The sequence below is a fragment of the Magnetococcales bacterium genome (genome assembly GCA_015231175.1).
Classification (GTDB): Bacteria; Pseudomonadota; Magnetococcia; order Magnetococcales; family DC0425bin3; genus HA3dbin3.
Genome location: JADGBZ010000097.1, coordinates 1 through 11,522, shown reverse-complemented (window position 1 = coordinate 11,522; position 11,522 = coordinate 1). Strand labels below are relative to the sequence as shown.

At 59.5% G+C, this 11,522-nt stretch carries 12 protein-coding genes; 9 read left to right on the top strand and 3 right to left on the bottom strand.

The features are described 5' to 3' along the window. The 5 genes from HQL63_14570 to HQL63_14550 all read left to right on the top strand — a co-directional run. Nucleotides 1–188, top strand: a 188-nt coding sequence (locus tag HQL63_14570) for a DUF4351 domain-containing protein (GenBank protein MBF0178050.1), incomplete at its 5' end; no start/stop codon positions are given. A gap of 24 nt (nt 189–212) precedes the next feature. Next, nucleotides 213–1,067 (top strand): hypothetical protein, encoded by an 855-nt coding sequence (locus tag HQL63_14565; protein MBF0178049.1) that lies wholly within the window; start codon nt 213–215, stop codon nt 1,065–1,067. Nucleotides 1,068–1,286: 219 nt separating this feature from the next. After that, nucleotides 1,287–1,703 (top strand): hypothetical protein, encoded by a 417-nt coding sequence (locus HQL63_14560; GenBank protein ID MBF0178048.1) that lies wholly within the window; start codon nt 1,287–1,289, stop codon nt 1,701–1,703. Then, on the top strand, nt 1,657–2,220 hold the full coding sequence (locus HQL63_14555; protein ID MBF0178047.1) for a hypothetical protein: 564 nt from the start codon (nt 1,657–1,659) through the stop codon (nt 2,218–2,220). Before HQL63_14560 ends, HQL63_14555 begins: the two co-directional genes overlap by 47 nt. 82 nt (nt 2,221–2,302) lie before the next feature. Beyond that, nucleotides 2,303–4,645 (top strand): hypothetical protein, encoded by a 2,343-nt coding sequence (locus tag HQL63_14550; GenBank protein ID MBF0178046.1) that lies wholly within the window; start codon nt 2,303–2,305, stop codon nt 4,643–4,645. Nucleotides 4,646–4,773: 128 nt separating this feature from the next. Here HQL63_14550 and HQL63_14545 read toward each other — a convergent pair whose 3' ends face one another. Next, nucleotides 4,774–5,715, bottom strand: coding sequence for a BON domain-containing protein (locus HQL63_14545; protein MBF0178045.1), 942 nt, complete (start codon nt 5,713–5,715; stop codon nt 4,774–4,776). A 32-nt stretch (nt 5,716–5,747) separates the two neighbouring features. Further along, nucleotides 5,748–7,313, bottom strand: a complete 1,566-nt coding sequence (gene lnt, locus HQL63_14540) for an apolipoprotein N-acyltransferase (GenBank protein ID MBF0178044.1) — start codon at nt 7,311–7,313, stop codon at nt 5,748–5,750. 207 nt (nt 7,314–7,520) lie between these two features. Between lnt and HQL63_14535 the strand changes: the two genes are divergently transcribed. After that, nucleotides 7,521–8,612, top strand: a complete 1,092-nt coding sequence (locus HQL63_14535; protein ID MBF0178043.1) for an SGNH/GDSL hydrolase family protein — start codon at nt 7,521–7,523, stop codon at nt 8,610–8,612. 25 nt (nt 8,613–8,637) lie between these two features. Beyond that, the gene (locus HQL63_14530; GenBank protein ID MBF0178042.1) at nt 8,638–10,293 is read left to right on the top strand and encodes a radical SAM protein; all 1,656 of its coding nucleotides are present in this window, start codon (nt 8,638–8,640) and stop codon (nt 10,291–10,293) included. Here the strand turns inward: HQL63_14530 and HQL63_14525 are convergent. Beyond that, nucleotides 10,281–10,625: a hypothetical protein gene (locus HQL63_14525; protein MBF0178041.1), complete on the bottom strand. Its 345-nt coding sequence runs from the start codon at nt 10,623–10,625 to the stop codon at nt 10,281–10,283. The genes HQL63_14530 and HQL63_14525 overlap by 13 nt on opposite strands. A 58-nt stretch (nt 10,626–10,683) precedes the next feature. On the opposite strand from HQL63_14525, the gene HQL63_14520 reads away from it, so the two are divergent. Both HQL63_14520 and HQL63_14515 read left to right on the top strand, forming a co-directional pair. After that, nucleotides 10,684–11,049, top strand: coding sequence for a hypothetical protein (locus tag HQL63_14520; GenBank protein MBF0178040.1), 366 nt, complete (start codon nt 10,684–10,686; stop codon nt 11,047–11,049). 113 nt (nt 11,050–11,162) lie between these two features. After that, nucleotides 11,163–11,522: MaoC family dehydratase (locus HQL63_14515; protein MBF0178039.1), on the top strand; the 360-nt coding region annotated here is incomplete at its 3' end.

Below are 11,522 nucleotides of genomic sequence, written 5' to 3'. Positions count from 1 at the left end.
TGACATCGCTCCTCCTTCTGCAACTAAAGGAAAAATTTGGCGAGCTGCCCGAAGAAACTCAAAGAAAGATCCACCGGGCCGAGCGCACCACTCTGGAAAAATGGAGTCTTCAGATCCTGCGTGCCAACACCCTGGACGAAGTTTTCCAGACTCCAAAGACGAATCCCACCACCCAGGATCCCGGCTGATCTGCGGGTTTACCGGCGCCCCCCATGCGCTATGACACCACCCTGAAGGATCTGTCACCCGACCGTGAAAAACCGCCTGCCCATGAGGTGATTCCTCTGGTGACTGTGGCGAAAGACGATGCGTTCTGGGCTGTGCTGGAAGGGGGATGTTGGGGGCGTTATGCCATTGAGTATGGAAAGGCATTCGAGATCGAGCAGGAGTGTGCCCGGCATGGCTTTAACATGCCGATTTCGCGCTATTACTACGCCGGCTTGGCCCATAAGGAGTTCGGCAACTTCGCTTTTGCCTATGGGTCGGAACATGAACAGGGCCAGGAGTGGCTGGCCAATCCTTTCGATACCGGTGGGGTGTTGTTGGGAGGCATGCACCCCTTCATCCATCAAGAGTCGACCGACGAACTGATCGAAGAGAGCAGGCGCAGGGATTCTTGCGCTTTCATTGCCGCCACCAGCGTCGAGAATGCCGAGTGGCGCAGTGCGTTCAAAACATTTCTCGACCAGTGCTACGGGGGACAGGTTCAGCCTTATTTACAGAATATCCCACCAGATCGGACAAGCGCCTGGGGAGATCCGCCGCCTCCGCTCCCAAACCTGCCGTACAAGTTCTTTCAAAACGAGGACAGGCGTGCCTGGACCTGGGAAATACGCCTCGCCGACAGACCTCCGCTGGAGCGGGGCCTGCTCTTCTGGAGTTGCCGCAGGGGCGTTTGGGATGATACCGTGCAGCGGCTTACCGACATCCAAGGAAAAGAGCCGCGTTTTCCGAGGTCGCGTGGAGTCCCCCCGCTTCCACCTCCCCTGGCTCCATCCGGTCTGCAATCACCCTGCAACGCCTTGCAGGAGAGGATCATCGCGTGGATGAGCGAGAACAGCGCATGACAGCTTCAAGTCTCCTGCCCGTGTTTGGCTTTGCCGGCTCCGTGTTGGCGCCGTGCGACCTCATGCACCTGGTTCTGCGCTTTTCCGAGGATCCGTTGCCTTATGGCAGCTCTGCGCCTCCCCTCGGCGCGGGGTCACCCCTCCTCCATGGCGAGGAGGAGATAGCCTCCCTCCTGAAGGAAGGTTTCATCACCGCCTTGCAGGAAAAAGAGGTTCCCCTTGCCCCCAGCCGATGGCATGGCCTTCGTCGCCCGACCCGCCTTTCTGGCGGCCTTTGCGGCGCTCTGTGGCGAGCCCTTTCCCTGGCAGGGGCTCACCCCGGTGACAGTGGCCACACCGGTGGATCCCCGCAAAGAAAAAGAGCGGTTTCCCGTCCTGCTGAAGGAAGCCGAGCCGGCGCTGCGCGACATGTCTGTCCTGGCGGTTTTTGGATCTTTGGCGCAACTGGACGCTCTGCGCCAGGATGCTGCCGAAAAAATCCTGGCACAGGGCAGAAAAACCGGTTGCCGCTATCGGCGATATCAACAGGACTCCCATGCGTGGTACGATGCTCTGGACCGCTTGAATAGAGATCGGCTGGTTGGCTGCCTTGACCGCCCCCGAACAGGATCCAGAATGGAAGGTCAGGGCTTATGAGTTTACCGGCCTTGCCATTTATGAACGAGAGGGGGCAGAGTCGGATCGGCTTAAAACCTTGTTCGACCTGGCGGTGCAGCCCTACGTTCCGGATGGCTCCTCCTTTGATGCGTTCTTTGCCGGCGTCAGACGCCTCAGGCGCAGTTTTTGCGAGCAGCATGACGATCAGGTCTGCCGCTGTGCCGACCGTGTGCAGCCTGCGGCGAATGATGAAGAGCTGTTGAGACCTGCTGCACAGGTCGCCGGTTTGCAGCCCATAGCGGTTGGTGAAGAGCTGTTGAAACCTGCTGCACGGGCCGCCGGTTCGCCATCCGTGGCAGTTGGTGGAGAGCGGAAGATCGCTGTAGCACTGGACTTGGCGTTTCCGAATAAACTCTCACCTGCGCCCGGGAGAACGCCTGAAGATGCATCCCCTGCGCAAAAAACGCCCCTCTTGCCAACTGTCCAGGTGCCCCCGCCAAAAAAGGAGATGTTCTCCGTGAGACGGGCATCCCCGCAAGGTCAAACGCTACAGTGAATCCCGTTGAGGCGTTCCCCACACTCCAATGAAAGTCTACAGCTTTTTTTCCTTCTAGGGAGGTGTCGGGCGCACGGCCCTGATGGCCAATGTCGGGGCCTATTGGGCCGAGCAGGGCGAAGTCGTCTTGATGATCGATATGGATCTGGCCGCACCGGGTCTCTCTTATTCACCACTGCTGGGGGAGTGGCTGTATGAGGAGGGGCGTGGCAACGGTTTCAATGATCTTTTGGATGCTTATTTCAAGGGCCGGGCCGAGTGTCCAGACCAACTGTACATCATGCCACCGCACTTGTTGATGCGGGAGGTGTTCCGTCCGGGTCCAGATGGGCTGCCACAAAGTGAGATTCCGTGGGGGGCGCAATCGGGAAAGCGCGGGCGTTTGTTGGCCATCGATGCCATACGGGATCGCCAGGATCCCGGCGCAGGGAGTCGTCCGGTGGCAGCTACGGCAAAAGCGACCGATGAGGCAAAAGCTCCCCGCCCTCCCCACCTGATTCGGGGCAGTCTGCCGGAGCGGATTCCCCCCGAAGCTGGCTGGGGGGAGAGTGAAACCCCGGATGAACTTGCGTTGCGCGCCCTGGCGTTGGCCATCAAGACCGACCTGGCCAACTGGCGTGCCTCCGATGTGGCGGCAGATCCGGGAGCCCCGCAGGAGAACCCCTGGGAAGAGGGGCGTGGCATCGACCGGGTGCTCATCGATTGCCGCACCGGGTTTCCCGAACTCCTGGAGATGGCCCTTGGTTATCTCTCCGACCGTATGGTTCTGGTGGCCGGGCTCAACGACCAAAACCGGGAGGGTATGCGTCACCTGTTGGCGATCCTCAAGGATCGTATCGCGCTTGGTGAATTTCCCGGCGCCCTGCAACTGGTCCTCTCGCCGGTGCCGCTCAACGATGATGACATCCATGTGCATGCGGCAAGGCAGGAGTGCGAACGCATCATCAAGGAGGCGATGCGCGAAGAGGCCAGCGGGGTGCGGGAGAGCCCACCCACAATCTCCCTGCTGCACTACACCCCCCTTTTGGCCACGGGTGATGTGCCGCTGGCCATCACCCATCCCTATCTGCGTTATGTCCAGGAGGTGCGCGAGGTCGCCCGCCTTTTGGAAGGAAGTCGCAGAACGGCTGGCGTCATCGAAGAGGTCAAGGAGCAGCTTCTCGCATTCGGCGACTTTCTGGCGCCGGCGCTGCAAGAGGAGTTCAGGCGCTTCGGTCAACCGCCACGCAAAAACCCGATGGTGGGCCTGCCCCGCTGGGATTGGCCCTTGCCTCTGGAGTGGGATGCCGCAGCCCGCGCCGACAAACGGGACGAGTTGCTCACTTTCGCCGCCGGCATCAGGGTGGACAAGGATCTCTTCCTGAACAGATTGTCCTGGTCCATCTCCCTGAGCGGCGAGGAGAAGGAGAATATCTGCCGGAACGCCCCATCGCTCTCCCAGATCCAGGTGGATCAACTGCAAGACATTTTCGACGAAGAGCGTCAAAAATTCTCTGCCCTGGAAGAGAAGCATGAGGCAACGCTCCTGGCGCTCCTCTTCACCCATCAGAAGGAGTGGGCGAGGCTCCTGGCAGGAGAGAAGGGGGTAAGACGCTTTCTCACCGCCCCCCTGGCCGGGGAGAAGCTTTACCCCTCCTGGGAGGCGTGGTTCAAGTATTGGTTCAGCATGGCCAAGGATTTACACAGTGAATTCAAGGATGATGCGCGTTCCGCCCAGGCCCTGGAGAGAGCCATCACGGTTGCCGGGAAAGATCCTGCAAACCTTGGAAAGCTTGCCCTGTTCATGCATGAGGTCCGCCAGGACATGGATCGCGCGGAGGAGCTTTACCAGCGCGCCCTCGACGCCGATCCACAAGATGCCCACAACCTCGGCAATTTTGCCGTGTTCACGCAGAATGTTCGCCAGGACATGGATCGCACGGAAGAGCTCTATCGGCGCGCCCTCGACGCCGATCCACGAGACGCCCGTATCCTCGGCAAGTTTGCCGTGTTCATGCAGACCGTCCGCCAGAACATGGAGCGGGCGGAAGAGCTCTACCGGCGCGCCCTCGACGCCGATCCACGAGACGCCAATAACCACGGCAATTTTGCCGGCCTCCTGCTTGCCCGGGGGCGGCGGGAGGAAGGGTTGGCGCGGTTGCGGGCAGCCCTGGATCTGGCGCCCGGAGGGCAGGAGTTGCAGGTGGAGTTGCGCTATTATGCCCTGGTCCATGCCCCGGACGACCACCCCCGGGCCTTGGCCGAACTCAAGGCGTTGATCGGCAGCGGCGCCCGCTCGCCGGGTTGGGACTTGACGGATCATGTGGCCTGGGCCAAACAACAACAGGATCCCCGGGCGGAGCTGCTGGAACACCTGGCCGCAGTCATCAGCGTCGGGGCGGATGCCGCTGTTCTGGAAAACTCTCCCCTCTGGCGGGAGGCCTGACCACCTCTCTTGCCCCATGCCACGCACCTGCACGCCCTGCGATCAGCAGAGCTGTTTGCGCGATGCCCACGAGTGGCCAAAATGATGATCAAAGGCCGTGGCAGGGGGCGGCTGTGGTTGCGGTTCGGTCAATCCCCCTTGATCTGAATGTAATCCACAATCTTCACAACGCCCGGCGCACTTTGGAACAGGCTGACGACGCGGTCCCTTTCAACCTGGTTGACGGCTCGCCCCAGAATGAACACGGTGCCTCCCTGAATGCGCCAACGGTAATTGGCAGGACGGATACCCCGGGTCAGGGCCAGCCGCTCCTCGATGCCGGTCAGATCGGCAGGAGTGGCATCTGTTCCGTTCGCCAGGTCAGGGAGTTTTCCCATCGGGAGAGGTTTTGGGCCGGAGGCGGGAGAGTTGCGTGCGGAAGCACTCTGCGGGAGAGGTTTTGGGCCGGGAGCGGGAGGGTTGCGTGCAGAAGCGCCCTGCGGGAGAGGTCTTGGGTCGGAGGAGGGGGCGTGGCGTGCAGAAGCACTCTCCGGGGAGGTGTAATCAACGACAGAGTTGGGGGATGTATGGTCGTACAAGATGCGAATGTGCGGGTGGGCACGCAGAAAACGACGCACCTCCTTTTGAAATCCTGGTGGAGGATCGTCCAGATTTCCGGTCAGAAGAACCCGACCCTCCCATACATCCGCATGGACAAATTGATCTGGTTTGGTGACGCGCTCCTGAAAAAAATGCTGAATGGCATCTTCCATCTGGATATCGGCCAAACGGTCACGGAGTGGACGATCATCCTGAATAAACCCAACCCCTGCATCTGTCTCGCCGACACGGCCTCTGTTGCCGGAACCGCTTCCAAATATGTCGATGTTGCGACTGTTGCTGGAATTCTCGGACGGCCTGGCGGGCTTTGGATGAGCACTGTCGGTCACGTTTTCGGTCTGACCGGAAGGGGCGCCGGCCAAAGGATCGGGAGATGATGCAAAGGGCCATGGCAGACTGCAACCACCGATGAGCAGAATGACGGGAATGGCGAGTGGTATCCCGAATGTGTTGAAGGGGCGACTTTTCATGAATGACAAACACCTTTTTATGGCGATGGGATTCACCGGGTAGGGCGGATGAGGCGCGGGGAGCGGTCGTGGATCCAGGCAAACAACAGCAAAACGGCAAAGACAGCCATCCAGGTTGACCCGATGCGACGGTAGAAGGTCGTGCCAGCAGGCGCCGGCGGGATGGTTGCCAAGACGTGGTCGCGCTGGTTGGGGGAGATGCGGGCCAGCTCCCGGCCTCTGGCGTCGATGGCCGCCGAGATGCCCGTGTTGGCAACCCGAAGCAGGGGAAGACGAGTCTCGATGGTGCGCATGCGGGCCATGGCCAAATGTTGCGGCTTGGCGGCCTCGCCGAACCAACCATCATTGGTCACGTTGATCAACCAACGGGCGCCGGCTTCAGCAAGTTGTCGCACTTCTTCGGGAAAAATAATTTCGTAGCAAATCAGGATTCCCAAATCGCCCTTCTCCCAAGGCATGGGAAAAGGCCCGGGCCCGGGAATGAAGTCATCGCCGCCACCGGTCAATTTTTCAATGGATTTTGGCACCAGCCAGCGGGCCGGAATAAACTCTCCAAAGGGAACGAGGTGATGTTTGTCATAGCGGCGATCCATGGCGTCTTTGCCGGTGATCATGATGACGCTGTTGAAAAAACGCCAAGTCCGCTCGCCATGGCGCTCCTCCGGGTTGGCGGTGGGTACGCCCGTCAATATGGGGGCGCGCATATGGGCGCTGAGATGGCCCAACCGCTCCTGATAGTTCGGGTTAAGCTGCAAAAAAAAGGGTACGGCAGTCTCCGGCCAGACCACGATGTCCACGGGGGAGGAGACGGCCCGGGTCAGGGTAAAATAGGTCTTCATCGTCTGGTCAAGATTTTCCGGGATCCATTTCATGTTTTGCGCAATGTTGCCTTGGATCAGGGCAGCTTTCAGTGGGGGCGCTCCAGATGACTGCATGGAGCGGCTCAGCGTGTCTAGCCGCCAGACGCCATATCCATGCGCGGCGGCCAGAGAGATCCCCGCGAGGCCCAGGGCCAACAGAGGAACGCCCCATGTCAAAGGTCGCCGCAGCGGCACAACGAGGGCGGAACCCAGCAGAACGGTCAGCCAGGATAGAAGAAAAACACCACCTAAATCAGCAACTTGCAGGATTGTTTCCCAGGGGGACCAGACATAACCGACCAGGTTCCAGGGAAAGCCGGTAAAAACCCAGGTTCGCAACCATTCGGTGATGGTCCACAGGGCCGGCGCCGCGAGCATGGCCGTCAGAGGACGGCGCACACACAAAGGAAGCACCGCGCCAAACAAAGCCGGATAGATTCCCATGACCGCAGCCAGAAGAAAAAGGACCAGGTAGGATGGAACCCAGGGAATGCCCCCGTTATCGTGGAGGCTGGTCAGGAGCCATGAGAACCCCAGAGAAAAATGGCCCAGACCAAAACAGAAACCCGCCACGAGCCCCTGCCGCCAGGTGACCCCTTCAAGCAGGCGGATCAGAATGGCCAAGGCCAAAACCATCCAGGCTGGTTCTGAAACGGGCGCGAACCCCCCAACGCCAAGAACTCCAGCCAACATGGCCAGGATCGGTCTGACCCAGCCCATCGCTTTCCATGCGCTCATCGTGTTTCCCCAGGTCACCTGTTATGGTACTCTTTCCGGAATCATACCGGATCATGCCCAGAGAGGGGAGTCTCAAAGGGGCAAAAGACCGGGCAATCTCCCAGGCCTTTTTTGCGCTGTTGGAAAAAAGGCCCAAAACATGTCCAGGCTCTTTTTGCATGGGCGCTGGACAGTGACCATTATCTTGTCATCTGGATCGATTTTCCTATGGGAATTGCCGCAGATAATCAGAATTCTCCCATCCTGATCCTGGCCCTGATCCTGTTCGTTCTGGGATGGGGAGAAGGTGCCGCTCGGGTTGCCATCTTCATGAAACATCAGAGCGAAGCGGGATTTCCAATCCTCGATTTTCGGACATGGCAGGATGCGTGGTCAGGTTACAATCCATTGGAAACCTGTTCCAACCCGGATGTCGGTCCCGGCAAACCCCCTTTCCTGACGTACTGCACGGCAGGAGACATGTTGCATACAAACGGGTTGGGGTTGCGGGGAAGGGATCCAGATCCGGAAGCCTTGGCCCATGGACGGGTGGTGGTGGTCCTGGGGGCTTCCACCGTGTTTGGTTGGGGCGTTGCCAGCGATGATGCCACGCATGCCGGACGGATTGCTCAACAATTGGCAGCAGAAAAAGTTGCGGTCCTGAATGCCGGCGTGCCCTCCATGGAGCTCGCCGGGAGCATGCGGTTGTACGAGACGTATCTGGTCCGGTTTTCTCCCCGCATTCTCGTCCTCTACACCGGCTGGGACGCTCTTGGCAATGCGCTCATGAAGAGCGACTATTACCAGACCATCAGCAGGATGGTTCGCGTGTCGTACCTGTTCAAGATCCTGTTCATCAAACTTTTTTTTCAACCGTTTGTGCTTTCGGACCGTTTTCATCCCCCCGAGGATCCCCGGGCCGTGGATCGTTACGAGACCCAATTGGTGGATTTTTTTCATCGCCATCCGCAAACCCGGATACTGCTCCTGACCTTGCCAACCTTTTTTCACGCCCAGACGCCCTTTACACCGGAAGCATTTGTAGGGATGACGGAATACTCTGCCAGTGTGCCGACATTGTTTCGTTATTTTGAACGGATCAACGCCATGTTGCGGGGTCTGGCGCGGACGCCAAACGTGAAGGTGGTGGATGCCGCCAAAGATTTCCAAACCGTGCCCCGTGACCAGATACAATCCTTGTTTCTGGGAGATATTGGACATCTGAGCGATGCCGGTCATGAACGCCTTGCCCGGTTGCTGCTTCCAGAGGTGCGCGCAGCCCTGGGCATGACCGAAACTTCCCGGGCCAATCCTTTGTAAACCCTGAACCAGCGGAAAGATTCCCATGGCCGTATCCCGTCTCGATCTCATCATCATCACCCAGTCCGAGCAGGTCGATACGAGAAAGCTCTCCTCTTTTCCCCTGGACCAGCTTGCGGTCTATGCCAATCTGGTTTTTCCCAGGACGGTATATTACCAGGGTGGGTTTCGGCTCCATACCGATCTTCTGAACATGTTGGGCCGGGGTGTCTCCTGGAACGATGCGGGTTTTGCCCAGCGCCGGGAGATGCACAGCGTCTGGAACCTGCCGGGTTTTTCCGGCATCCATCTGGCGGCTTATCTGTTGCCCCTGGGTTTTCAGTGTGCCGTCATCAACAATTTCGATGCCGAGGCCGACCGTTTTGCTGAACTGTTTGCATCCTCCGATCCGCCTCCCCTGGTGGGCATCTCCACCACCTTTCACCTCAACTGGACGGAGACCCGGCGGCTCACCCGGCAAATTCGGGATCGGTTCCCCGAAGCCCGCTTTGTGATGGGGGGGGCCTTTGTCCATGACCAGGTCAATAATGGCGCTCCCGGGTCATTCCTGAAAACCATGGCCAAATACGGCATCCATTTTGCGCTGTCGGCGGTCAATCCGGAGCGGGATCTGGTGGCGTTGTTGACCTGGTACCGGCAGGGAGCCCGGGGTCAGCCGGACCATGTGGCCAATCTTCTCCATAACCACAGCGGGACCACGGGGCAGAGTGGTTCACTCTGGCATCCGCCGATCCTGGGAAATATCCCCGCCGTGTGGGACCAACTGGACCTCCCCTTTGTCCATCGCACGCTCCAATTGCGTACCTCGGCAGGATGTTCCTTCTCCTGTGCCTTTTGCTCCTATCCGGAGATTGCCCGTGGCTTTCACGATCAGGAGATCGACAATCTGGATGCCCATGTGCGATCGGCCCTGGCACGTCCGGGGGTGGATCGGATCATCTGGCTGGATGACACCCCCAATGTACCCAAGGAACGCTGGTCGGCGTTGTGCGATCTCTTCAGCCGTCATGACTTTGAATGGTTTTCATTTCTGCGCGTGCAGTACATCGACGACGACATGGCGCGACGCATGCGGGACTCGGGTTGTCGGGGGGTCTATCTGGGGTTGGAATCGGCCAACGATACGGTGCTGAAAAATATGAACAAAAAAGCACGTGCCGCCCAGTTTGCCCGGGGGTTGGCCCACCTCAAAAAGCATGGCATCAAGACCATGGCCGCCTTCGTTCTGGGGTTCCCGGGGGAGACCAGTGAAACCCTGCGCGACAATATCGCCTTTATCGAAAACAATGCCATCGACTTTTTTACCTTGAAGGAGTTCTACTACCAGACCAACACCCCGGTGCATCGCGACCGGGCGTTGTATGACCTGACCGGCTCCGGCTCCCGGTGGCAACACGCTACCATGAACTCCGATCAGGCCAATGCCCACAAATTGGCGATGATGCTGGAGGTCAAAAACAGTGTCCTGGTGGACCCCGACACCAGCCTGTGGCACGTCGCCTATCTTTACGATCAGGGGTTCAGCTTTGACATGATTGCGAACATGCAAAAAGAGATCAATGCAATCATGTTTGCGCAAATCAACGGTTGCATGGATGACAACCACCCGGGATTTGCCCGGATCAAAAATTTATTGGCCGATCACCTCTCCGGGGTTCGGCAAGGCTGTCAAAGGTCGTGATCAGGCCGGGGACGCAGCATGGCGTTCACCATCCCGGTGCATCCAAAACCATGAACCTGGATCGACAACAGGGAGAACCGCTCGTCCCAGCCTGGCACCTGATAGTTCAACACGGGGGGATCCGGGGTGGTGTGGGGTGCAAAGGTCAGGGAGAGCGCACAAAACAGGGACTCCATGCCCGGGCAGACCATGCCGACAAGCCGGGTGGTGGCGAGGAGCATGGCCAGTTGCGCCGGCCCCAAAACGCGCAACAGGTCGGGAAAAAGGGCGTGTGCCAGCTCCGGGTCCAGATAAAGGGGAATCTCTCCCGCGTCGCCAATCAGTTCATCCACCGTTCGTTACAGCGAGACAGAGACCTCAGCCCTGACCCGGGATCCCGGCGCGACCACCATGCAGGTCCGGCTGAGGGATCGTCTCGACGACCACGGTTTGATCAGCGTGGTCATCTGCCGCACCTTGGGACAGGAGTGGGAGATCGACACATGGTTGATGAGTTGCCGGGTCATTGGCCGGCGGGTTGAGGAGGCGGTATGCGGGCAACTTGTCCGCTGGGCCCGGGAGCGCGGCATGGTGGCCCTGAGGGGTCGTTATCGTCCGACACCCCGCAACGCCCTGGTCCGGGAGCTTTATGGCAAACTCGGTTTTCACCACCTGGGCAACGAAGGGGAGGAGTCCCTGTGGCGGCTACCGGTGTCAGCATGGAAAGATCCCCAAGTTCCCATTGCCATGGATGAGGCTGGGGGTTTGGATCCATGACGGCTCGGCTGCCGTGTGACCTCATGCTCCTGGTTCTGCGCTTTTCCGATGGCCAGCATGACGATGATCAGGTCTGTCGCTGCACCGAGCCCTTTCAGCCTGCGTCCTGACCCATGCAACGCACCTTCACCCCCCACGATCAGCAGCAGTTTGCGCAACTGTCCGGTGATTTCAATCCCATGCACCTGGATCCGGAGATCGGCGCCAGACTGCTGTTCGGGAGCACGGTGGTGCATGGGGTGCATGGCCTGCTGTGGGCCCTGGAGAGGGGGGTCGCCTGCGGCCTGGTTTCGGGGAGGCTGAAGTGGCTCAAAACCGCCTTCAAACACCCCATCCGGGTCGGGGAGACCGTGCGGTTGCTGCCGGATGCGCATCGGCCCGATAGCACCCGTTTGCGGCTTTTGCTGGGCGAGAGGGTGGCGACCACGCTCCACGCCTCCCGGGAGACGGTTGTCGACCCGGAGCATCCCCTC

Coding starts and splice junctions, on each gene's coding strand:
- HQL63_14565 (MBF0178049.1), top strand. CDS start 213: ATGCGCTATGACACCACCCTGAAGGATCTGTCACCCGACCGTGAAAAA.
- HQL63_14550 (MBF0178046.1), top strand. CDS start 2,303: ATGGCCAATGTCGGGGCCTATTGGGCCGAGCAGGGCGAAGTCGTCTTG.
- HQL63_14545 (MBF0178045.1), bottom strand. CDS start 5,715: ATGAAAAGTCGCCCCTTCAACACATTCGGGATACCACTCGCCATTCCC.
- lnt (MBF0178044.1), bottom strand. CDS start 7,313: ATGAGCGCATGGAAAGCGATGGGCTGGGTCAGACCGATCCTGGCCATG.
- HQL63_14535 (MBF0178043.1), top strand. CDS start 7,521: ATGGGAATTGCCGCAGATAATCAGAATTCTCCCATCCTGATCCTGGCC.
- HQL63_14530 (MBF0178042.1), top strand. CDS start 8,638: ATGGCCGTATCCCGTCTCGATCTCATCATCATCACCCAGTCCGAGCAG.
- HQL63_14520 (MBF0178040.1), top strand. CDS start 10,684: ATGCAGGTCCGGCTGAGGGATCGTCTCGACGACCACGGTTTGATCAGC.